Annotated in this window: 20 protein-coding genes; 5 read left to right on the top strand and 15 right to left on the bottom strand. The window is 70.2% G+C overall.

The window, feature by feature from the left end; translation table 11 throughout:
• Positions 1-64: 64 nt before the first annotated feature.
• Positions 65-526 carry a RidA family protein gene (locus QO015_RS12930; RefSeq protein WP_266278947.1) on the bottom strand — a complete coding sequence of 154 codons (462 nt, stop codon included), beginning with the start codon at positions 524-526 and terminating at the stop codon, positions 65-67.
• A 153-nt stretch (positions 527-679) separates the two neighbouring features.
• Between QO015_RS12930 and QO015_RS12925 the strand changes: the two genes are divergently transcribed.
• Positions 680-1,399, top strand: coding sequence for a GntR family transcriptional regulator (locus QO015_RS12925; RefSeq protein WP_266278949.1), 720 nt, complete (start codon positions 680-682; stop codon positions 1,397-1,399).
• Between the two features lie 15 nt (positions 1,400-1,414).
• Here QO015_RS12925 and QO015_RS12920 read toward each other — a convergent pair whose 3' ends face one another.
• The 12 genes from QO015_RS12920 to QO015_RS12865 form a co-directional block, all read right to left on the bottom strand.
• Positions 1,415-2,941, bottom strand: a complete 1,527-nt coding sequence (locus QO015_RS12920) for an SH3 domain-containing protein (protein ID WP_266278950.1) — start codon at positions 2,939-2,941, stop codon at positions 1,415-1,417.
• 211 nt (positions 2,942-3,152) lie between these two features.
• A complete protein-coding gene (locus tag QO015_RS12915) occupies positions 3,153-4,766 on the bottom strand; it encodes an ABC transporter permease (RefSeq protein WP_266278951.1) in 1,614 nt (537 codons plus the stop codon).
• A complete protein-coding gene (locus tag QO015_RS12910) occupies positions 4,763-5,803 on the bottom strand; it encodes an extracellular solute-binding protein (protein ID WP_266278952.1) in 1,041 nt (346 codons plus the stop codon). The genes QO015_RS12915 and QO015_RS12910 overlap by 4 nt, the downstream gene beginning before the upstream one ends.
• Before the next feature lie 80 nt (positions 5,804-5,883).
• Positions 5,884-8,340, bottom strand: a complete 2,457-nt coding sequence (locus QO015_RS12905) for a GcvT family protein (RefSeq protein ID WP_266278954.1) — start codon at positions 8,338-8,340, stop codon at positions 5,884-5,886.
• Between the two features lie 10 nt (positions 8,341-8,350).
• A complete protein-coding gene (locus tag QO015_RS12900) occupies positions 8,351-9,235 on the bottom strand; it encodes a choline/ethanolamine kinase family protein (RefSeq protein WP_266278955.1) in 885 nt (294 codons plus the stop codon).
• Between the two features lie 362 nt (positions 9,236-9,597).
• Entirely contained in the window at positions 9,598-10,791 is a 1,194-nt protein-coding gene (locus QO015_RS12895) for a GGDEF domain-containing protein (protein WP_266278956.1), read from the bottom strand.
• Between the two features lie 67 nt (positions 10,792-10,858).
• Positions 10,859-11,593, bottom strand: coding sequence for a creatininase family protein (locus tag QO015_RS12890; RefSeq protein WP_266278957.1), 735 nt, complete (start codon positions 11,591-11,593; stop codon positions 10,859-10,861).
• A gap of 4 nt (positions 11,594-11,597) precedes the next feature.
• A complete protein-coding gene (locus QO015_RS12885) occupies positions 11,598-12,542 on the bottom strand; it encodes an ABC transporter permease (RefSeq protein ID WP_266278958.1) in 945 nt (314 codons plus the stop codon).
• A 1-nt stretch (position 12,543) separates the two neighbouring features.
• Entirely contained in the window at positions 12,544-13,626 is a 1,083-nt protein-coding gene (locus QO015_RS12880; RefSeq protein ID WP_266278959.1) for an ABC transporter permease, read from the bottom strand.
• Positions 13,623-15,182, bottom strand: a complete 1,560-nt coding sequence (locus tag QO015_RS12875; RefSeq protein WP_266278961.1) for an ABC transporter ATP-binding protein — start codon at positions 15,180-15,182, stop codon at positions 13,623-13,625. Before QO015_RS12875 ends, QO015_RS12880 begins: the two co-directional genes overlap by 4 nt.
• Before the next feature lie 143 nt (positions 15,183-15,325).
• On the bottom strand, positions 15,326-16,306 hold the full coding sequence (locus QO015_RS12870) for a BMP family protein (RefSeq protein ID WP_266278962.1): 981 nt from the start codon (positions 16,304-16,306) through the stop codon (positions 15,326-15,328).
• Positions 16,307-16,430: 124 nt separating this feature from the next.
• Complete coding sequence (locus QO015_RS12865) at positions 16,431-18,308, bottom strand: adenine deaminase (protein ID WP_266278963.1); 1,878 nt, start codon at positions 18,306-18,308, stop codon at positions 16,431-16,433.
• A 175-nt stretch (positions 18,309-18,483) separates the two neighbouring features.
• On the opposite strand from QO015_RS12865, the gene QO015_RS12860 reads away from it, so the two are divergent.
• The 4 genes from QO015_RS12860 (at position 18,484) to QO015_RS12845 (ending at position 21,116) form a co-directional block, all read left to right on the top strand.
• The gene (locus tag QO015_RS12860; RefSeq protein ID WP_266278964.1) at positions 18,484-19,452 is read left to right on the top strand and encodes a glutathione S-transferase family protein; all 969 of its coding nucleotides are present in this window, start codon (positions 18,484-18,486) and stop codon (positions 19,450-19,452) included.
• A gap of 64 nt (positions 19,453-19,516) precedes the next feature.
• Positions 19,517-19,651, top strand: coding sequence for an entericidin EcnAB (locus QO015_RS12855; protein ID WP_266278965.1), 135 nt, complete (start codon positions 19,517-19,519; stop codon positions 19,649-19,651).
• 15 nt (positions 19,652-19,666) lie between these two features.
• Positions 19,667-20,155, top strand: a complete 489-nt coding sequence (locus QO015_RS12850; protein WP_266278966.1) for an MgtC/SapB family protein — start codon at positions 19,667-19,669, stop codon at positions 20,153-20,155.
• 121 nt (positions 20,156-20,276) lie between these two features.
• Positions 20,277-21,116, top strand: a complete 840-nt coding sequence (locus tag QO015_RS12845) for a sugar phosphate isomerase/epimerase family protein (protein ID WP_266278968.1) — start codon at positions 20,277-20,279, stop codon at positions 21,114-21,116.
• A 195-nt stretch (positions 21,117-21,311) separates the two neighbouring features.
• Here QO015_RS12845 and QO015_RS12840 read toward each other — a convergent pair whose 3' ends face one another.
• Positions 21,312-22,073 carry a hydroxypyruvate isomerase family protein gene (locus tag QO015_RS12840; RefSeq protein WP_370877415.1) on the bottom strand — a complete coding sequence of 254 codons (762 nt, stop codon included), beginning with the start codon at positions 22,071-22,073 and terminating at the stop codon, positions 21,312-21,314.
• A gap of 20 nt (positions 22,074-22,093) precedes the next feature.
• Positions 22,094-23,146: a zinc-binding dehydrogenase gene (locus QO015_RS12835; protein ID WP_266278970.1), complete on the bottom strand. Its 1,053-nt coding sequence runs from the start codon at positions 23,144-23,146 to the stop codon at positions 22,094-22,096.
• Between the last annotated feature and the right edge of the window lie 3 nt (positions 23,147-23,149).

The following is a 23,149-nucleotide window of genomic DNA, read 5'->3' as shown; positions in this document are numbered from 1 at the left end:
CTCGGCCGGATTCCCTCTCCCGCGGGGCGGGGAGGGCCAGGAAAGGGGCGCTTCCCAGCCGGCTCTACGCCACGACCTGCACGATCGCCTCGATCTCGACGCTCATATTGCCGGGCAGCGTCGACATGCCGACCGAGGAGCGGGCATGGCGGCCCTTTTCGCCGAAGACTTCGACGAAGAGGTCGGAGCAGCCGTTGATGACGCCGGGCGTGTCCTCGAACTCCGGCACGCAGTTGACCATGCCGAGCACCTTGCCGATCCGCGCGACGCGGTCGAGATCGCCGAGCGCGTCCTTCATGGCCGAGATCAGGTAGAGCCCCGTCAGCCGGGCGAGCTGGTAGCCTTCCTCGACCGTGACGCCGCCGCCGAGCTTGCCCCTGGCGTTCTCGCCGTTGGGCAGCAGCGGGCCCTGGCCGCAGAGGAACAGGAGATCGCCCATCTGCACGGCCGGAAGATAGGTTCCGACCGGGGTCGGCACCTTGGGCAGCGTGATGCCGAGGTCTTCGAGGCGGCGTTCGATCAGCATGGGGGCTCCGGCGGGCGAATCGGGGGATCCCCCCATGGAATCGAGCGGATCTTAAGAAAGTCGGAAGCCATGACCGTCCGGACGCCGCCTTGCGCCGTCGCGGGGGCCGGTGTAAGCGCGGAGCCGGTCGATCGGATGGTGGGCGGACGCGGCATGGCCGGAACTCTGGCGGGCGAGACGGTGAAGCCCGAAGGCGGGCGCGGCTTCGGCGTGCAGCTCATCTATGACGCGCTCAAGAGCGATATCCTGGAACTGCGCCTGCAGCCGGGCGCCGGCCTCGACGAGACGCGGCTCTCGGAGCGCTTCCAGATGTCGCGCACGCCGGTCCGCGAGGCGCTGGTGCGCCTCGTCGCCGAGGGTCTCGCGACCACGCTGCCCAACCGCAACACCATCGTCGCGCCGATCGATTTCGCCAATCTGCCGGTCTATTTCGATGCGCTGACGCTCATGTATCGCGTCACCACGCGCCTTGCCGCGCTGAAGCGTACCGAGGCCGATCTCGAAAGGCTGCACGAGGGACAGGCGCGGTTTTCCGAAGCCGTGCGCGCCGCCGATGCCGCGGGGATGATCGCGACCAATCGCGACTTCCATGTCGCGATCGCGGAGGCGGGTCGGAACCGATACTACACCGATCTCTTCACGCGCCTGCTCGACGAGGGTCGCCGCATCCTGCGCGTCTACTACTCGTCCTTCGACGACCACCTGCCCGACCCCTATGTCGCCGAGCATGACGAGATGATCGCGGCCATCGCGGCGCGCGATGCCGAGGCGGCCGAGCAGATCGCCGGACGGCACGCCCGGCAGATCGTCGGCCAGTTGCAGACCTTCCTCGCCAGCGGAACGGCCGGCGCCGCCATCAGCCTCGAGGGCTGAGGCGGCCGTGCCGCCCTACGACTGGCTCAGGAACTTCTGGTAGACGAAGCCGCGCTTGTCGCCGGCGACGACCTCGCACCACCCCTTGCAGCCGACGATCTCGACGCTGGTCCCGGTCTTGAGCACGCCGATGACCGGCGCGCCGTTGTCCGGGTTGCTGCGCAGGTTCACACCGCTCGCGATCGTCGCGGCGCCCGGCTGCAGGCCCCCGCTGCTGGCGCCCGCGGGAATCGAGGCGATGACCTTCGGCTCCGTTGCGGCGGGCGCTTCGGACGCCGGCGCGACCGTCGCCTCGGCGGTGCCCGCATCCGGCGCGGCGGTCGCGGGCTGGAAATCACTCGGCAGCGGCTGCGCGGCGGCGATCTGCGGCTCGGCGGCCGGCTCCGGCGCCGGAGCGGTCATCGGGATCGGCGCCGACGCTGCGGGCTCGGGCGAAGCGACCGGTTCCGCCATCGCGACCGGCGCGGGCGCAGTCTCCATCATCGGAGCCGGCTCCGCGAGCGGAGCGGCAGGGGAAACCGTCGCGGATGCCGCCGCCGAACTGTCGGCGGCCAGACGAACGGGCGACGACGATGGCTCCGCCGTCGTGGCGGGTTCCGTCGCAGCCGGCGCGGGTACGGCTGCCGGCGCGGGGGTGCTCGCTTCGGGTGCGGCCGGTGCCGCAGCGACGGCTGTCGTGGCGGTCGCTGTCGCGGCGGTCGCGGTCGGCGTCGTCTCGTTCGAGGCGGTCAGCGCGCGGATGGTCATTCCGGCGCCGATCGCGGCGAGGAGGATGACCGCCGAGGCGGCGATGGCGGGCTTCAGATAGGACCGCCGCTCCGTCGGCAATGTCAGGGCTGGCAGCGGTTCCGCGCGCGGCGGGCGCTGCGCCGCCGGGCGGGCCGTGGCCTTGGCCGCATCCCTCGAAGCCTGGCCGGCGGCGGCCGTCGCCGCGGCGTCCGCGGTCTCCTGCCAGGCCTTGCGCTGGCGCGGCGATGGCGGTGCGAGGCGGCGCTCGCGACCCTCCGGTCGCGGCGAGGCCGGCCGGCGCGGCTGCTGCTGCGGCTGGGGCGGCGGGACTTCGGCGACCGGCTCGGCTACGGGTATCGCGACGATCGGCGCCGCATCGCTCGGCAGGGCGGCCTCGCGCGGAGCACCGTCGCCCTGGCGGATGCTGACCAGCAGGCGCTCCAGCGCCTCCTGGTCCGGATCGGACGGCGCGGCCGCCCTGGAATCGGACGCGTTGCCGTCCCGGGCCGCCTGGTCGAACAGCGCCACCATCGACTCGAGGTCGTTCATGAGCGCCGCTTCGAGCTCGGCCCCGAGATCCGGAGCGGCTTCGGGCGCGGCCGGTGCGGGGACCGGCTTGCGCGGCGCGCGGCTCGCCTCGAAGCTCGGGAAGGAGATGAGACGGTCGTCCGTTCGCGCCTCGCCCCTTGCGGGCGGCCGGGCCACGGGCCGGGGCGGAAGGATGCGGGCCCGCGCCTGTTCCACGCCGTCGGAAGGTTCGAGATCGCCGTTCGAAGCGGATCGCAGCGCCGCTGATTTCGCAGGTGGTGTCATGCTACCCCTCAGACCTGGTGTCGAGCCCGCCCTTCCGGATCCTCCGCCGGCAACTCCGCGACACGCCGATGATCGGACGCACACGGTCGATCATGGCTAAAAATCACTTAAAATGCGCGCTTCTTTTTGGAAGCGGCACGCCTCCCAAAGGCATGCAGGGCCGTATGCGCGGCCTTGCCTCACAAGTCGTGCTCGATAATTGAGGCGAGACTTAGCCAGTTCGCGGCCTTCTCTTGCGGCCCCGCCCGCCGGGGTCGAGCGTGCGCAGCGTGAAGACATAGACGGGAAGGCCCGAAATCAGCACCAGCGCCGCCGCGAAGGGCGCCGCCGCCGCATAGGCGCCGTCGCTGGTCAGCGACCAGACCTCGGTGGCGAGCGTCGCGACGCCGGTCGGCGCCAGAATGAGCGTCGCGGTGAGCTCGCGCATCAGCTCGAGCGCCACCAGCGCGAGCGCGGCGCCGAGGCCCGGCGCCAGAGCCGGCAGCGTCACCGAGACGAAAGCCCGAAGGGCGCCGCGCCCGAGCGTGCGCGCGACATCCTCCATCTCGGGCGAAACCAGCTCGGCCGAGGCGCGCAGCGCCGATTGGGCCAGCGGCATGAACAGGATGGCATAGGCCGCGAACAGCACCGCGCGCGTCTGGTAGACGGCGGGCAGCAGGCGGATCGAGGCATAGACGAGCGCGAGCGCCACCACGAGGCCCGGCAGGCCGTGCACGACATAGGGCAGCCGCTCGGCGATCCGCGCGATGCGCCCGCCGCCGCGCAGCGCCAGCAGCACCAGGGGCAGGGCCACGATGGTGGTGACGATGGTGCCCGGCAGCGCGAGGCTGAGCGAGCCCCAGAGCGCCGGGCCGATCGCCTCGATGCCGCGCCCGGCCGAGACGCCGCGGATCAGCCAGTAGCCGAGGCGGCCGAAGGGAATGCCGAGCGCCAGCACGCAGACGATGGCCGAAAAGCCGAGCGCCGGCCACAGCCACGGCCCGAGCGGCTGCTCGCGCCGGCGGCGCACGGCGCTGCGGCCGACCTTGTCGCGCCGTTCGGCGCCGCGCAGATGGATCTCGCCGAAGGCGACCGGCAGGCAGAAGAGCATCAGCATGGCCGAGAGCACGGCCGCGCTCGCATTGTCGAACTGCAGTTCGTATTGCTGGAAGATCGCCGTCGTCAGCGTCTGCACGCGCAGCAGCGACAGCGCGCCGAATTCCGAGAGCATATGCGCCGCGACGAGCAGCGCCCCGCCGCCGGCCGCCGGCAGGGCGCGCGGCAGGACGATCTTGCGGAAGGTGGCGCCGGGCCCGTGGCCGAGCGAGCGCGATACCTCCTCCGGCCCCGGGTCCATGCTCCTCAGCGCGGCGGCAAGCGGCAGGAAGACGAGCGGGAAGCTCTCCATCGAGAGGATCAGGATGGCGCCGCCGAGCCCCTGGAAGGAGGGGCCGATCGATTTCCATGCGAAGGAGGCGACGAAGGCCGGCATGGCGAGCGGCAGGCAGAACAGCACGCGCCAGAGGCCTCGGCCGGGCAGGTCGGAGCGCTCGGTGAGCCAGGCCGCGGCGCCGCCGATGACGAGCGCCAGCCCGGTGACCGAGAAGGTCAGCACGCTGGTGTTCCAGAACAGCATCAGCGTGCGCTCGCGGAAGAGCTCCGCGGCGATGCCCGTCCAGCCGGCATCGGCCGAGCGGATCAGCACATAGACGATCGGCAGCGCGATGAGAGCGATCGGGATCAGCGCCGCCGCGACGATGGCGGGCGGCAGCGCGCGGGTCCGGCGGGCCCGGCGGGGCCGCGGCGCCGCCGCGATCTCGGCCAGTTCCCCGAACGTGTCGCTCAAGCCAGTTCCGCCTCGCGCAGAAGGGCCAGCGCCGCCTCGGCGTCGCCGAGCTCGTTCGGCGTCACGGGAGCGGGGTCCAGTTCGCCGAAGGGCGTCAGCGGGAAGGGCGAGGTGACGCCGGGCCTCAGCGGATATTCGGCGATGGCCGCGACGATCGCCTTCTGCCCCTCTTCGCTCACCATGAAGGCGACGAAGCGCTGCGCCGCCTCGGCATTCTTCGCCGATTTGAGGACGCCGCCGCCCGAGACGGTGATGAGCGTGCCCGGGTCGCCATGGCCGATATTGTAGATCGCCGACTGGACGTCGGCCTCGCCGATCTCGCGGGCCAGTGCCTGCCAGTAGTAGTTGTTGGAGAGCGCGATCGGGATGTCGCCGCTCTCGACGGCCTCGACGGCGGCGGAATCGGAGTTGTAGACGCGGCCGTACTGGCGCAGGCCCTTGAGCCAGGCGAGCGCCGCCTCGCGCCCCTTGAGGATCATGACCGCCATGATCTGCTGCTGGAAGGCGCCGCTCGCCGGTGCGAAGGCGACCCTGTCGGCATAGGCCTCGCTGGCGAAATCGAGCACGGAGGCCGGGAGCGTCGCGGGATCGACATTCGCCTTGTTGTAGACGACGACGCGGCAGCGCGCCGTGGCGCCGATCCAGGTACCGTCCTTGGCCGAATACTCGGCCGGCACCGCGGCGAGCGTCCCGGCAGCGAGCGGGGCGAGCAGTCCCTTCTCGGCGAGGGCGAAGAGCGAGGGGCTCTCTTCCGACCAGAAGACGTCGGCCGGCGAATGGGCGCCCTCCTCCATCAGCTGGCTGGCGAGCTGCGCGCTGCTGCCGTGCCGGACGGCGACCTCGATCCCGGTCGACGCGGTGAAGGCGGCGATCAGCGCCTCGACGGGCGGTCGATGCTGGCCGTTATAGAGCGCCAGCGGCCCGTCGGCGGCCCGCGCCGGCCGCGAAGCGGCGGCGATGAGCGCGGGGCCGGCGGCGAGCGCGGCGCCGCCGAGGGCGGCTCCCTTGAGAAGCGCACGGCGCGAGAGCGGATACATTAGAATAACTCTATGTTATTGCAGGCGTTTCAGCCTGTCCAACACCCGGCCGCGAAAGCTGTCAAGCGACGCGGTCAATCTCAGGCGCGGATTTTCGTGCCCTGCGGGTCATAGAGCGGGTCGAGATGAACCTCGGCGGCGACGCGCTCGCCCGCCACTTCCAGCGCGTAGCGGCCGGAGAGGACGAAGTCGCGATCGACGCCGGCGGCGCGGCGGACATAGCCGTAGCCGATCGGCTTGCCGATCGTGTAGCCGAAGCCGCCGGAGGCCAGCCAGCCGACCCGCTCGCCGTCGCGATAGATCGTCTCGCGCCCGAGCAGCACGATCTCGGGATCGACCGTCGTGAAGCCGGCGAGAAGCCGGGGCAGCGGCGCCGCCGCCTGTTCCTCGAGCGCGGCGCGGCCCCTGAAGGGAATGTCCTTCCTGAGCTTCGCGAAGGCGCCGAGCCCGGCGACGAGCGGCGAATGGTCGGGTCCGATCTCGGCGCCCCAGGCGCGATAGCCCTTCTCGAGGCGCAGCGACTCGATCGCGCGGTATCCGGCGAGCCGCAGGCCGAGCGGCCGTCCCGCCTCCATGAGCGCCTCGAACAGCGTCAGCGCGAATTCGGTCGGCACATGCAGTTCGAAGCCGAGCTCGCCGACATAGGTGACGCGCAGCGCCAGCACCGGGCAGCCGCCGGCCTGGATGAACCGGGCGCGGCCGAACGGGAAGGCGGCGGACGAGAGGTCGTCGCGGCTGATCGCGGAGAGGATGCGCCGCGCCTCGGGACCCATGAGCACCAGCGTCGCATAGGCCGAGGTGACGTCGGCGACGCGCGCATTGAGCCCCTCGGGAATGGACCGGGTGATCCAGTCGAGATCGTGCGTGGCGAAGCCGGTGCCGGTGACGATGAAGTAACGGTCCTCCGCGAGGCGCGAGACGGTGAGGTCGCATTCGATGCCGCCGGCATCGTTCAGCATCTGCGTATAGACGAGATGGCCGACCGGCCGGGCGACGTCGTTGGCGGCGATGAAGGAGAGCGCCGCTTCCGCGTCGCGCCCGGTGAACTCGAACTTGGCGAAGGAGCTCTGGTCGAACAGCACCGCCGCCTCGCGTGCCGCCTTGTGCTCGCGGCCGACGGCGGCGAACCAGTTGCCGCGCGCATAGGAATAGCGGTCGTGCGGCTCCTCGCCCGCTTCCCTGTCGGCAAACCAGTTGGCGCGCTCGAAGCCGAGCTTCTCGCCGAACACGGCGCCTTCCGTCTTCAGCCGGTCGTAGAGCGGCGAGCGGCGCAGTGGCCGGCCGGCTTCCGCCTCCTCGAACGGCCAGGCCATGGTGTAGTGGCGCGCATAGGCCTCGAGCGTCCGCGCGCGGATGAAGGAGAGGTCGCGGTGATGCCGCCCGAAGCGGCGGATATCGACCGGCCAAAGATCGAAGGGCGGCGCGCCCTTCACGACCCATTCGGCGAGCGCCATGCCTGCGCCGCCGCCCGAGGCGATGCCGAAGGCGTTGAAGCCGGCGCCGACGAAGATGTTCTTCACCTCCGGCGCCTCGCCGAGGATGAAGTTGCCGTCGGGCGTGAAGCTCTCGGGCCCGTTGATGAACTGGCGGATGCCGGCGCTTTCGAGCGTCGGGACGCGGCCGAGCGCCGCCGTCATGATCGGCTCAAAATGGTCGAAATCGTTGTCGAGCAGGCGGAAGGCGAAATCCGCCGGCGGCGGATCGACATCCCAGAGCTTGGGATTGGGTTCGTAGCCGCCCATCACCAGCCCGCCGACCTCTTCCTTCCAGTAGGTGAGCCGGTCGGGATCGCGCAGCGTCGGCAGGCTTGCCGTGACGCCGGCGATCGGCTCCGTGACGAGATACTGGTGCTGGACCGGCACGAGCGGCACGTTGACGCCGGCCATGGCGCCGAGCGCGCGCGACCATTGCCCGGCGCAGATCACCAGCTTCTCGCAGCCGATCCGCCCCTGGTCGGTCTCGACCGCGACGACGCGCCCGCCCTCGACCGCGATGCCGGTGACCGCGACGCCCTCGCGGATGGTGACGCCCTTCATCCTTGCGCCGCGCGCCAGCGCTGCCGTGATGTCGGAGGGAGAAGCCTGTCCGTCGGTGGGCAGGAAGGCGGCGCCGACGAGATCGTCGACGCGCATCAGCGGCCACAGGTCCTGCGCTTCCTTGGGCGTCAGCAGCTGCATCTCGAGGCCGAAGGAGCGCGCGGTCGTCGCCTGCCGCTTCACCTCGGTCCAGCGGTCGGCATTGCAGGCGAGCCGCAGCCCGCCATTCATCTTCCAGCCGGTCGCCTGCCCGGTCTCCGCCTCGAGCCGCCGGTAGAGCGCGACGGAATAGCCGAGCAGCTGCGTGATGTTGGCCGATGTGCGCAGCTGGCCGACGAGGCCGGCGGCATGCCAGGTCGAGCCGGAGGTCAGCCGGTCGCGCTCGATCAGCAGCACGTCGGAATGGCCCATCGCGCCGAGATGATAGGCGACCGAGCAGCCGACGATGCCGCCGCCGATGACGACGATCTTCGCCGAGCCCGGAAGTGAGGAAGCCGTCATGTCCCGATCCTCACGCCTGCTCGAAGGCGGCGAGCGCCGCCTCGAAGCGTCTGAGATTTTCGTGCGTATAGGCGACGTAATCGACCGGCAGGCTGCTGTGGATCTCGGAGACCATGCTCCACATCGTCTCGCGCAGCAGCGAGGCCGCCTGCATCGCCAGCGCCTTGCGCCGGCAGCTGTCGTCGACCGGACGGTCGAGATAATGCTCCAGCAGCCATTCGCCCTGTGCCGGCGTCAGCGAATTGTTGGAGGCGAGGCCGCCGAGATCGAACAGCGGCGAGTTGAAGCCCGCATAGTCCCAGTCGACCAGCCAGACCCGGGTGCCGTCGTCGATGAAGTTGGCGGCGAGCAGGTCGTTGTGGCCGAAGACGAGCTCGATCGGCCCGACCGCCGTCTCCAGCCGGTCGGCGGCGTCGAGCAGGCGCACGAGCATCGGCAGATAGTGGCTCTCGCCTTCCTCCAGCGTGTGCGTGTAGTCGCGGATCACCTGGAAGGGCCAGAACATAGGCGCGGGGCCGCGGAAGAAGCGGGGAATGTCGCGATGCGCGTGGCGGATCAGCGGCACCAGCCGCGCCAGCATGCGCGGATCGCGGATGTCCTCGGGGGTCAGCGTCCTGCCCTCGATATAGTCGAGCACCATGGCGCCGGGCTCGGCATGCACGACGATCGGCGAGATGCCGGCCGCGGCGGCGGCCCGGCTGGCCGCGAGCTCGATCGAGCGCACGATGCCGTGCACCTTCAGATCGCCGCCGATGCGGACGACATATTTGCGGCCGCCGTCCTCGACGAGGAAATTGGTGTTGGTGAGGCCGCCAGGCAGCGGCGCGAGTTCGATCGGCCCGCTCCAGCAGGCGAGCGAGGCGGCCAGCGCCTCGGGATTGACGGGATGCTGCATGGATGCGGTTCTCGACGGATCGGCCGGCGAGGCAGGCTCGCCACACCGTCACTCAAGCCGCAGTCGATGCCGGATGCAAGGTCGCACGTCACAGGCGCGACGAGGCGGATCGGAGAGGGGTTCCGGGGGTCGACAGTTCCCCTCTCCGTCCGGGTCTAGCTGATTACGCAAAACCTGAAGATCAGCCTGATCTTCCTGTCGCAAGCGTCTTGCCAGCGCGCCACCGCGCCACAGGCCACAAGATATGGTTCAAATTGCGTCGATCGCGCCAAGATATCGTCAATCTTAACGAGGTCTTCACGGCGGCGGCCTTGCAATTTGCAAGGCGCGTTGCAGCCTGCGAGGCGAGGGGGAAGCGGCTCTCAGCCTGCGAGGCCGAGTCCGGGCTCGCCGAGGGCCGTGTCGGGTGCGAGCGGTGCGAGGCGCCAGCCGTCGCGGCCGGCGGACTTGGCGGCATACAGCGCGAGATCGGCGCGCCGCATCGCCGCCTCGACCGCTTCGTCCCGGTCGGTGATGGCGACGCCGAAGCTCGCCGTCACGCGCTGCTCCTTGGGGAGCAGCGGGATGGCCGTCATGGCGTTGAGGCCGCGCATGGCATCGACATAGATCTGCGCGGCGACCGCGCCGCAATCGGGCAGCAGCACGCAGAACTCCTCGCCGCCGATACGGCCGCAGAGGCCATCGTCTCCGGCCAGCGCGATGAGATTGGCGCCGACGGCGCGGATGACGGCGTCGCCGGCGGCATGGCCGAAGCCGTCGTTGATCTGCTTGAAATGGTCGAGGTCGCACATGATCAGGGCCATCGGCATGCCGCGCGGCGCGCGGGCCAGCCGTTCGCCCACCGCTTCGAGGAAGGCGCCGCGCGTGAGCATGCCGGACAGTTCGTCGCGCCGCATCCGCTGCGAGGCGGCGGCCATGACCTCGACGGCGACGAGGCCGATCAGGGCGATGCCGAGCAGAAGCGACAGGATGCCGCCCGCCGTCTGCGAATAGAAGGCGTAGTCGCTGGAGAGATAGGCCTTCACGCCGGGGCCGGTTCTCGTCGCGACCGCGATCGCGGCCTTGGCGACGAACTGCAGGGCCGACAGGGCGAGCACCGTCGCGAGCACCAGATCGATCGGCCGGCGCGGGGACAGCAGGAGGATGGCACCGGCGCCGATCGCCGTCATCAGGGCGAAGGGCCCCTGATAGCCGAAGGCGTTGAGCGGCTGGCCGCGCGGCTCGTCGACGAGGACGAAGGTGTTGAACAGCGACGCGGCGATCGCGATCGCGAACAGCCAGCCGATCCGGGCCCGCGCCCGGTAGTGCCGCACGAGGCCGGCCGCAAGCAGCGTCAGGGCCAGCATCAGCATCGAGAAGGACAGCGTCGAGGTGAGGCGCACCGAGGGGATGACCGGCGAGAGCGCCTCCGCGGTCACCGTCGCCGAGGCGGCGAGGAAGCCGGCCGCGCACCAGCGCGACAGCGTGACCGGGCTTCGCCAGGCCAGCGCCAGGAATGCGATGGCGAAGGAGAGGCCGATCGCGAAATTGATGACGAGAAGAAAGGTGGCGCCCACGGGTCGGACCTTGCGCTCGCCGAAAGGTGATCGCGCGCCCGAGCCTTGGTTGCAGCCGCGCTGCTTGTCAAGCGGGGCGCGAGAGGAAGCGGGCGATGATGCCGAGGCTTTCGGCGGCGATGCCGGCGATGAAGGCTTCGCCCTTCTCGGCCGTGGCCGGGCGCGGGTCGCCGAAGACGCCCGAGCGGTTGAAGGTCGAGAGCAGCATCGGCTCCATGCCGAAGGTCTCGGGGAACTCCGGATATTCCGGCGCCGCCTTGTCCATGCGGACGAGATCGGGCGCCAGCGCCAGCATCATCGAGGTCTCCACCTCGTCGGCATGATAGAAGGTCGGCGCGGCGGGCGTGCTGTCGCAGATCGCGCCGGCGATGCGTTCCATGCCCGGATAGTCGAGCGCGAGCACCCTCAGCCCCTCGCCCGTCAGCGCCCGCGCGGCGAGCGCGATCGGCTCGCGGTTGCCGAAATGGCCGTTGACGATGACGAGCGCCGCGACGCCGAGTCGCTTCACCCCGCGGCCGAGATCGATCAGCACGGCGCGCAGCGTGTCGGGCGAGAGCGACAGCGTTCCGGCGAATCCCTCGTTGTTCCAGGCATCGCCATAGGCGACCGGCGGCAGCAGCAGCGCATTGCCGAGCCCCTCGGCGATCCGCCGCGCCACGCCGTCGGCCATCACCGTGTCGGTCGAGAGCGGCAGATGCGCGCCGTGCTGCTCCTCGGCGCCGACGGCGAGCACGGCGACCGCGTCGCCGCGCGCGAGGGCCTCGGCGACCTCGGGCGAGGTGGCGGCGCGAAGATCGAGCATCGGGTCAATCCTTCTTCAGGCGGCGGAACGGAACGCCGAGCGCGGCCGGGGCGCCGCCGCGGCCGGCGAAGCCGGCCAGCACGACGATGGTCAGCACATAGGGAAGCATCAGCAGGAACTGGAACGGAAGCCCGGTCGGCAGGATCTGCGCCCGGAGCTGCAGCGCATCGGCGGCGCCGAACAGGAGCGCCGCGCCGAGCACGCCGAGCGGATGCCGCCGGCCGAGGATGAGGATCGCGAGCGCGATATAGCCGCGGCCGGCGGTCATCCCGTCGAGAAAGACGCCGGTCGCCGCCAGCGAGAGCGTCGCGCCGCCGAAGCCGGCGAGGCCGGACGAGATCGCGACGGAGGCGTAGCGCACGCGCGCCACGTTGACGCCCAGCGTCTCGGCCGCCTCCGGATGCTCGCCGACGGCGCGGATATCGAGGCCGAAGCGGGTCCTGGCGATCACGAACCAGGTGAGCGGCACGAGCGCGAGCGCGAGGAAGGCGAGCAGGTCCTGGCGGAACAGCAGCGGACCGATCAGCGGCCAGTCGGCCAGCGGGCCGAAATCGGGCGGCAGCAGCGTGTCGATGCGCGGGCGGTCGGTCCCGGCGCCGAAGACGAGGCGATAGAAGAAGGAGGTGACGCCGACCGCGACGAGATTCATCGCGATCCCGACCACCACCTGGTTGGCGCCGAGCGTGACCGCGTAGAAGGCGAGCACGATGCCGAACATCCCGCCCGCCGCGATGGCGGCCGGCACCGCGACCGCGATGCTGCCCGTCGCATAGGCGGTGACGAAGCCGACAAAGGCGCCGGTGAGCATCGCCCCTTCGAGGCCGATATTGAGCACGCCCGAGCGCTCGGCATAGAGCCCGCCGAGCGCGGCGAGCAGGATCGGCACGGCGAGTCGCATCGTCGCGGAGAGGAACCCGGCAAAGGCCGGATCGGTGAGGGCAGCCAGCATGTCAGGCCCTCTTCCGTCGCAGCCGCGCGAACGCATCGCCGATCAGCGGGATCGCGTCGCGCCCGATGAGAAAGAGCACGACGAGGCCCTGGATGACGGTGGTGAGCGTCGAGGGAACGCCGGCCGCCGATTCCATCGTCGTCGCGCCGATCTGCAGCGCGGCGAACAGGAAGGCGGCGGCGACGACGCCGAACGGGCTCGTCTGGCCGAGCAGCGCGACGATGATCGCCGTATAGCCGTAGCCGGGCGAGAGGTTCTCGATCATCCGGCGCTGCACGCCGGCGACCTCGGCGAAACCGGCGAGCCCGGCCAGCGCGCCGCAGGCGAGGAAGCCGATCAGAATCGCCCGGCGCACATTCATGCCGGCATTGAGGGCCGCGCGCTGGTTGAGGCCGACGACGCGCAGGCGGAACCCTTCGGTGCGCCGCCACAGGAAGAGATGCGCGAGGATCGCCGCGACGAGCACGATGAGGATGCCGGCATGCAGCCTCGTCCCGCCAAGCAGCACCGGCAGCCGCCCGTCGCTCGTCAGCCGGGCCGTCTGCGCGAGGGCGCCGTTCGGGTCCTTGAGCGGGCCGTGCAGCAGGAAGGAGACGAAGTGGATGGCGACATAGTTGAGCATGATCGTGGTGATCAGCTCGTCGGCGCGGAAGCGCAGCTTCAGCACGGCGGCGATGCCCGACCAGGCGGCGCCCGCGATCATCGCCGCCAGGGCCATGGCGGGCAGCAGCAGAAGCGAGGGCAGGCCGGCACCGGCGACGCCGACCGCGCCGGCCGCCGCGCCGCCGACGAAGAGCTGTCCCTCGGCGCCGACATTGAACACGCCGGCGCGGAAGGCCAGCGCGATGCCGAGCCCGCACAGCGCGAGCGGCACCGTGCGCACCAGCGTTTCGGCGAGACCGTTGGCGCTGCCGAGCGCCGCCTCGAACAGCGCGGCATAGGCGGTGACGGGGCTGACGCCGACGGCCGCGATGAGGGCCGCCCCGACCAGGAAGGCGGCCAGCACCGCGGCGACGCTGCCGGCGAGGCCCGCCGGCAGGCGGGCGAGGACCGCGCTCATGCCGTCCGTCACGCCGCCCATCATGCCGCCTTTCCCGCCATCATCAGCCCGAGCCGCTCGACCGAGATGTCGCGGCGGGCCATGGCGCCGACCACGCGGCCCTTGAAGACGACCAGGATCCGGTCGGAGAGGGCGAGGATCTCGTCGAGCTCGGTCGAGACCAGCAGGATGCCGGCGCCCGCCGCCCGCCGCGCCAGCAGCTGGCGATGCACGAAGGCCGTGGCGCCGACATCGAGGCCGCGCGCCGGCTGCACCGCGACGACGAGCCGGGGATCGCGGCTCAGCGCACGGCCGAGCACGATCTTCTGCTGATTGCCGCCGGAGAGCGTCCCGGCCGTCTGGCCCGGGCCCGAGGCGCGGATGTCGAAACCCGCCATGACGTCGGCGGCGAGCCGCGCCATGGCCCGGCGGTCGATCCAGCCCCTGCGCGAGAGCGGCGCCTCGCCGATCTGCTCCAGCGCGATGTTGTCGCGGATCGGAAGCGGCTCGACCAGCGCCGTGTGGTGGCGGTCTTCGGGAATATGCGCGAGGCCGAGCGTGATGCGCCGCGCCACGGCGGCCCCGGTCACGTCCTCTCCGGCGATTGTGATCCGCCCGGCATCGGCCGCGCGCAGCCCGACGATCGCCTCGGCCAGCTCCTGCTGGCCGTTGCCGTCGACGCCCGCGAGCCCGACAATCTCGCCGGCCCCGACATCGAGGCTGGCGCCGTCGACGCGCGCCACCCCGTCCGCGTCGCGGCAGACGAGGCCGGCGACCGTGAGGATCGGCCCGGCTTCGCTTCTTCCAAGGGAAGAGGGGGGATGGGAAGGCGCGGCGGCCCGTTCGTCGTCCAGCGTCGGCAGGCGCACATCGGCCCCGACCATCTGCCTGGCAAGGGCGCGCGCGTCGGTGTCGGCGGTGCGAAGCGTCGCGGCGACCCGGCCCTGCCGCAGCACCGTGATCGTTTCGGTCAGCGCCATGACCTCGTTCAGCTTGTGGCTGATGAAGATGATCGCCGTGCCGGCGGCCGCCAGCGCGCGGAGGATGCGGAAGAGCCCCTCGGTCTCCTGCGGCGTCAGCACCGCCGTCGGTTCATCGAGGATGAGGATGCGGGCGCCGCGGAACAGCGCCTTCAGGATCTCGACCCGCTGCCGGCCGGCGACGGAGAGATCGGCGATCCGCGCATCGGGGTCGATGTCGAGCGAATGACTGGCGGCGAGGTCGCGGATGCGCCTGCCCGCCGCCTTGAGATCGGGCAGGAAGCGGCCGGTGGACGGCAGGCCGAGGCAGACATTCTCCGCCACGGTCAGCGTCGGCACGAGCATGAAATGCTGGTGCACCATGCCGATGCCGAGCCGCATCGCCTCATGCGGCGAGCCGAGCGGCTCGACCGTGCCGTCGATGCGGACCTCGCCCGCCGCGGGCGCGATCAGCCCGGCCAGCACGCGCATCAGCGTCGATTTCCCCGCCCCGTTCTCGCCGAGCAGCGCATGGATCTCGCCCGCCGCCACGCAAAGATCGACGTCGTCATTGGCGACGACCGGCCCGAAGGCGACGCGGATGCCGCGCATGGAAAGAAGGGCAGGCGCAGAACTCTGCATAGGATCGCGATCTGTCTCCGCCGTCATGCCCGGGCTTGTCCCGGGCATCCACGACTTGCTTGCCGCTCGCGGTCGCGACGGGAAGACGTGGATGGCCGGGACAAGCCCGGCCATGACGCAACTAGGTCTGTCGAGCGCTGACTCTACTCGACGTTCGACGTGTCGAGCGGGACGGTGAAGGCGCCGGACTTGATTGCCTCGAACTTCGCCTGCACGGCCTTCAGCACTTCCGGCGGCACGCCGGCGTCGAGGCCGTGGAAATCGGCGAGCTTCACCGAGCCTTCCGCGATGCCGTAGGACCAGTTCTCGCTCTTCCAGGTCTTGTCCTGCACCGCCTTGGCGACGGCCGTCACCAGCGGGCCGAGATCCCAGGTCACCGAGGTCAGCACGACCTTGGGGCCGAGATGGTTCTGGTCGGTCATGGCGCCGAGCGCGAAGACGTTCTTGGCGATGGCCGCGTCGATGACGCCGACGCCCTGCGCCGAGAGTACGTCGGCCCCCTGCTCCACCTGCGCGATCGCGGCTTCCTTGGCCTTGGGCGGATCGAACCACGAGCCGATGAAGGTGTGCAGTACCTTGGCGTCGGGCACCATCTCCTTGGCGCCGGCTTCATAGGCATGGAGATTGGCGAGCATGTTCGGCGCGGGCATGCCGCCGACCCAGCCGATCGTCTTGGTCTTCGAGGCGCCGGCGCCGAGCATGCCGGCGAGATAGGCACCCTGGTAGTCGGGGTTGGAATAGGTGCCGAGATTGGGCGCCAGTTCCTTGGCGGTGCCGGCCATGAAGACCGTGTCCGGGAAGTCCTCGGCGACGTTGAGCGCCGCGTCGCCGAACGAGAAGGAGTGGGCGAAGACGAGTCCATAGCCGCGCGAGGCGTAGTCGCGCAGGATGCGCTCCGCGTCGGCGTCGGAGACGTTCTCCGAATAGGCGACCTCGATGCCGAGCTCCTTGGCGGCGGCCTGGAGGCCGTTATAGCCGACCGAGTTCCAGTCGTTGTCGCTGATCGGGCCGGGCAGCACCATCGCGACCTTGAGGCCGTCCGCCTCCGCGGCCACGACGCCGCCCGCCACCAGCGGCAAGGCCGCGACCGCGATCCGAAGGCCCTTCTTCAGTCTGTCGAACATCGTCGTCCCCGCTTTTCCTGAAGCCGATCCGACAATGGTCTAGTCGATGCCCGGATTTTGGCCAGCCCGAAATGCGTGCGCCGGTATATCGATTGTGCACAACAGCGAGGCTTTTGTGTGCGGATCACCACACAATCGGATGCGTCGCCCCGGTCGCGACATTGACGAAGCCGTCCGGCGCGAGGGGCGACGGCGCCACCAGCACCCATCGCCAGGGCGCGCAGGTCAGCGTCGCGAAGGAGAGCCGCTCCGGGAAGCCCGGCCACCAGCGCGGCGAGAAGGTCGGCTCGTACATCCAGTCGATCTTCGCACCCTCGGCATAGAGCGCCTGCATCTCGGCATCGAGCACCTCGGCCGGCCGCGCCGTCATCAGACCGCCGACCTCGTAGCCGACCCGCGCGACGATCTCGCCGCCGCTGGCGAGCGCCCAGCCGCCCTGCTGCTCGGCGAGCGCATTGGCGACGAGCGCCATCGCCGCGTCCGACGAGCCGACCACCCAGATATTGTGCTTGTCGTGGCCGAGCGTCGCGCCGAGCGCGGTCTCCGCGTCGCGCGGCCCGGTGCCGAGCCAGAACATCTTCGACACCTTCGCCTCGCCCGAGAAACGGTCGACGATGGCGAATTTCGTGACGTTGCGGCTTGCGTCGCGCTGCACCGCGCCGTCTTCGACCGGCAGCTCCATGGTGATGAAGTCGTCGTGCCAGTGGAAGGGCCGCAGCAGCGCCGCCTTGGCGACCGGCGCGTCGGAGGGCGCCGCGATCCGGAAATCCTCGGCCATCAGCTGCCGGCCCAGCGTCACGGTCTTCGTCGCCCAGTCCGGCCAGTCGATCCTGGGCAGGGCGCCGACATAGCTGCCGCCCTCCGCGGCGATCGTTCCGTCCGCGATCACCTTGGCGATCTTGAGCGACGGCACGTCCTCCAGCAGCACGATATCGGCGAAACGGCCGGGCGCGATCGAGCCGACCCAGGGCGTCAGCCGCATGTGCCGGGCCGGATTGAGCGTCACGCACTGGATCGCGATCTCGGGCGCGAGGCCGTTCTCGATCGCGAGGCGCACATTGTGGTCGGTGGCGCCGATCTTCAGCGTATCGGTCGCGCTGCGGTCGTCGGTGACGAAGGCGATCTGCGACCAGTCGGAAAGGCCCTTGGCGATCAGGCCCTTGATGATGTCGGGCAGCGAATGCGGGCGCAGCTCGACGAAAAGCCCGTGCGAGAGCTTCTCCCAGACCTCCTCGACGAACCAGGCCTCGTGGTCGGAGGCCATGCCGGCCGCGGCGAAGGCGTTGATGGTGGCGAGATCGCGCAGGCCCGCCGCATGTCCCTCGACGACGCCGCGCTTCTCGAAGGTGGCGCGGATCATCCCCCAGAGCCGGTCGTAGGACGGGTTCTCGGGGTTCCACACCGCCGGCCAGTCCATCACCTCGTCGAGACCGGCCACCATCAGGCTCTCGGCGAGGAAGCCCTTCTGCTCGTCATAGCCGAAATGGCCGCCGCCCCATTCATAGGCGGTCGGCGGCACGGCCGAGCCCGGCAGCGGGAAGATCTTCATCGGCGAGCCCATGCGCCGGGCGGTCAGCCAGAATTCGAGATTGCGCGGGCCGTTGACGTTGGAGAATTCGTGGCTCGCCTCGCAGACCCATGTCACGCCATGCGGCATCACGAGAGCGGTCTCGTATTCGGGCGTCAGATGCGAGCTCTCGATATGCTTGTGCGCCTCGCCGAAGCCGGGGACGGCCGAAAGCGACGGCTCGGCGAGCCGCTCGCCCGCCTCGCCCTGCCACGAGCCGGCAGGCCCGACATAGGCGATGCGCCGGCCCTTGACGACGATCTCCTGGTCCTCGCGCCACTGCCGCGAATGGACGTCGAGCAGGCGGCCGACCGTGAGGATGCGGTCGGCCGGGCGCTTGCCGAGCGCGGTCAGCGTCAGGTCCTGGCGGATGGCGATCTCGTCCGCCGCATCGATGAGAAGATCGCCTGGAAGCGGCGCGGCGGGGGGAGCCATCGGAAGCCTCGCTGGTCGGGGGATCGAGGAGACCTAGAAGGGCGCGGCGGGGCTGTAAAGCACCCGAATGGACGCAGCATCGGTGCACGCTGCGTTCGACGGCGCGCGCATTTCCAGCGAGGATGCCGGCGGCTAGCTTCGCCGCATCGTCAACGATGTCGAAACGGGATCAGCCATGCTCGTCAACGGAAAATGGTCGGCGGAATGGGATCCGGTCCAGGCCAAGGACGCGAAGGGCGGCTTCGTGCGCCAGGTCTCGTCCTTCCGCAGCTTCGTCACGCCCGATGGCAGCCCCGGCCCGACCGGCGAGGGCGGCTTTCGCGCCGAGGCGGGCCGCTACCGGCTCTATGTGGCGCTCATCTGCCCCTGGGCCTCGCGCACGCTGATCGCCCGCGCGGTGAAGAAGCTCGAAGACGCGATCCCGGTCACGATCGTCGAGCCGGTCATCGCCGACGAGGGCTGGCGCTTCGGCGACGATGCGGTGTCGCGGCCCGACCCGGTGATGGGCGCCCGCCACATCCACGAGCTCTACACCCGCGCGGCGCCGGATTTCACCGGCCGCGCCACCGTCCCCGTGCTCTGGGACACAGAGCGCGGCACCATCGTCAACAACGAATCGGCCGATATCGTCCGGATGCTGAATTCGGGCTTCGGGGCGCTCGCCGACGAGAGCGTCGACCTCTATCCCGAGCCGCTGCGCGGCGAGATCGACGCCCTCAACGAGCGGATCTATCCGCGGCTCAACAACGGCGTCTACCGTGCCGGCTTCGCGACGACACAGCTCGCCTATGACGAGGCGTTCCGCGACGTCTTCGCGATGCTGGACGAGCTGGAGGCCCGCATGGAGGGGCGCCGTTTCCTGGTCGGCGAGCGCTTCACCGAGACGGATATCCGCGCCTTCGTGACGCTCGTCCGCTTCGACGCCGCCTATCACGGCGTCTTCAAGTGCAATCTGAGGCGCCTCTCCGACTATCCGCGCCTCTCCGCCTATCTGGAGCGCATCCTCGAGATCCCCGGCGTCGCCGATACGGTCAGCATCGACCACATCAAGCGCGGCTACTGGTCGATCAAGGCGCTGAACCCGAACCGGATCATGCCGCTCGGGCCGGAACTGCCGTTCCGCCGTCTCCTCGTGCGGGAGTGAAACCGGGCGGAACTTAGGCGGGGCGGCGGCATTGGTTTCCCGGCTCAACCGCTGGAGACACGCCATGACCTTCCGTTCCGCCGCCACTGCCCTCGTCCTCGTCGCCGTCGCCACCCTGGCCGGCTGCGCCAACACCGTCACCGGCGTCGCGACCGACGTGAAGCAGACCGGCAACGCCGTCGAGCGCGCGGTCCAGTAAGGCCCTCCGGCCATCATGCTCGAACTTCTCGATGCGGCTTTCCTCGATACGCATCTGCCGAAGTCTCATATCGCGCTCCGCCTGGTGGCCGCCTCTATCCTCGGGGCGGTGATCGGCGCGGAGCGCGAATGGCGCTCGCGCCCCGCCGGGCTCAGGACGCACACGCTGACGGCGCTCGCCTCGGCGCTGTTCACCGTGGTGATGCTTGAGATCCTCCATTCCGACACGCTCGGCATGGAGCATGTCGTCGTCGATCCGGTCCGTATCATCGAGGCGGTGACATCCGGCGTCGCCTTCCTCGCCGCCGGCGCCATCATCCAGAGCCGCGGCCGCGTCCAGGGCATCACGACCGGCGCCGCCATGTGGCTTGCCGGCGCCATCGGCGTCGCCTGCGGACTCGGCATCATCGGCATCGCCGTGATGGCAACCGTCGTCGCGCTGGTCGTGATCATCAGCCTTTCCCTTATCGGACGTCACTCCGAGCGGTCCGCCGACCGGGAGTGACGCTCGCCCGGGCTCGCCTCTGGCGCCGCACCGGCCGCAAGCGTTATCTCTCGGGTGGGGCTCCGGAGAGGATGACCGTGCCGGCCGCCGGCTCGCGGACGGCGAACAAGGGTGGAAGAGCATGAAAGTCGGATTCTATACCTCGACCCTCGGCGATCGCCCGATCGACGAGGTGATCGATTTCGCGGCGGAAGCGGGCTTCGACGCCATCGAGATCGATGTGCGCAGCCATATTCCGACCCCGGCCGATCTGGCGCCGATCGTCGGGCGCGCGCGGGCGAAGGGTCTGACGGTCTCCTCGGTCACCTTCTTCGGCAACCAGCTCGACCCCGATCCGAAGGCGCGCGCCGAGCTTCACGCTTTGACGAAGGCGTTCGTCCGCGCCGCCGCCGATGCGAACGTACCGGTCTTCGTCCTCTTTCCGGGCTACGACCCGGCGGTCGGCGAGGACGAGAACTATGCCGGTTTTGCCGCCTTCGCGAAGGAGGTGCTCGCGGAAACCAGCGACTCGCCGATCAGGATCGTGATGGAGAACTGGCCGGGACCGGACAAGAAGTTCATCGCCGTGAATCCGGTCGGCTGGCGCAAGCTGTTCGCCCTCGTCCCCGATCCGCGCCTCGGCCTCGAATTCGACCCCTCGCATCTCATCTGGCAGGACATCGACCCGATGGCGGCCCGGCGCGAATTCGCGAGCCGCATCGCGATCCTGCACGGCAAGGATACGGTGCTCAATCGCGAGATCATCGAGAAGCACGGCAATCCCTGGTACCGCTATGTCCTTCCCGGCCGGGGCCTGCTCGACTGGAAGGCCTTCATTGCCGCCGCGCGCGCCGACGGCTTCGACGGCGTCATCGCGCTCGAGCACGAGGATTCCGATTTCGGCTGGCCGAAAAAGGACCTCGAAGCCCGCCGCGAAGGCCACCGCGTGGCGCTTAAGACGCTGCGCGAAGCGATCGGGTAGCAGCGGCTGCGCCGAACAACCCCCTCCCCGGCACCGCTCCGCGGGAGAGCGGATTTGACGCCCACGGGCCGTTCGCGCGACACCGGTAATGCGCGATGCCCAGCCCTCTCTCCCGCGCTGCGGGGGAGAGAGCGAGAGGGCCCCTGCGCAAGGCAGCCCGCGCGGGCCTCCCAAGGCCTCCAGGGCCTCAGCCGCTCACGCGGCCTTCAACACCGCCGCGAGGCTTTCTGCCGTATCCTTGGTCGGCTTGTATTCGAGCCCGACCATGCCGCGATAGCCGTTGGCTTCCAGCCAGGCGACGCGCGAGCGCCAGTCGAGGCTGCCGGTGCCGGGCTCGTGGCGGCCGGGCGTGTCGGCGAGATGGACATGCGCGACGCGGTCGAGCCGGCCGGCGAGCACGTCCTCGATCGCCTCGCCCATCACCGCCGAATGGTAGATGTCGTAGAGGATGCGGATTTCCGGCCGCCCGACCTCGTCGATGATGTCGAGCCCCTCGGTCGTCGAGGGCAGGAAATAGCCGACATGGTCGACCAGCGTGTTGAGCGGCTCGACGGCGAGCACGACGCCCGAGCCGGCCAGGACATCCGCCGCCTTGCCGAGGCATTCGGTCAGCGCGGCGCGCTGCTCGGCGCGGCTGCGGCCGGGAAGATCGGCGCCGGCCTGCACGATGAGCACCGGCGCGCCGAGACGGTGCGCCGCCTCGATCGACGGCTTCAGCCCTTCGAGGAATTCGGCATGCTTCGCCGGATCGGTCAGCGGAACCATGGGCTCGGCGCAGAAGCCGGTGACCGGAAGGCCGGTCTCGTCCAGAGCGGCGCGGATCGCGCCGAGATCCTTGCCCCGCCACAGCCAGAACTCGACACCGTCGAGCCCGGCCTTCTTCGCATGGCGGATGCGGTCGGCGAAATCGGGCGCCTCGGCGGCGAACAGCCATTCGAGACAGGCGGAATAACGCATGATTGAGTGCTCCGGGCGGATCAGAGTCGGTAGTCGATCAGGACCTGCATGACCTCAGGCGAGCCCTGGTCGAGCAGGCGGTAGCCGCGCGCGGCGTCGGCGAGCGGCACGCGGTGGGTGACGAAGCCTTTGAGGTCGCCGGCATAGGCGTCCATGAACTCGCGCACGATGGCACCGCGCCGGCCCGTCGACCAGAGCGGACCGAGGAACGGATTCACGTTGCCGACCTGCGAGGAGATGATCCGCGGCCGGTTGTGGTGGAATTCGCCGGAGAGCGACAGGCTCTCGAAGGTGCCGCCATACCAGGACATGGCGACGACGGTGCCGTTGTAGCCGGCGGTGCGGATCGCTTCGTTGAGGGCCGGCGCGGCGCCCGAGACCTCGACGACGACATCGGCGCCGCGGCCGCCGGTGAGCGTGCGCACCGTCTCGGCCACCTTGTCGGCGCCGGGCACCAGCACATGGTCGGCGCCGCCCGCTTTCGCGAGGTCGCGGCGAAGGTCGATGCCGTCGACGCCGATGATGGTGCGGGCGCCGTTCCGCTTCAGGAAGCGCACGACCATCTGGCCGATCACGCCCAGCCCGCTGACGACGACATCGGCACCGAGCGGGATATGCGCGTCGAGCACACCGTTATAGGCGGTGTTGAGATTGGCGAAGAAGATGCCGGTCTCAGGGTCGGCAAGGTCGCCGAGCGGCACCACGGCCCGCGCCGGCATGACGGCATGGGCGCCGTGCGGGGCATAGGCGAAAACGATCTCGCCCTCCCTGCGGTCGGTCACCGCGGCGCCGATCCGCTCCACGCGGCCGACCATGGCGTAGCCGTAGCGCGCCGGCCACGTCCAGTCCGAGCCGCCGTCGAGGAAAAGCCGGGTCTCCGGGTCCATGTGCTGGCGCCATTGCGGGGCGAGGCCGCGGAAGACGTTGAGTTCGGTGCCGGCCGAGATGCCCGAGACGATCGCGGCGAGCACGATCTCGTCCGGCCCGGGCTCGCGCAGCGGCTCCTCGCGGATCTCGAGGTCGCGCGGACCCGTGAAATAGAGCGAGCGGGTCGAGCGGGGATTGGCGCTCATGAA

It is taken from the genome of Kaistia geumhonensis (assembly GCF_030815145.1).
GTDB lineage: Bacteria > Pseudomonadota > Alphaproteobacteria > Rhizobiales > Kaistiaceae > Kaistia > Kaistia geumhonensis.
The sequence above is the reverse complement of the archived record's forward strand: the minus strand, read 5'-3'. Positions and strand labels throughout refer to the sequence as shown.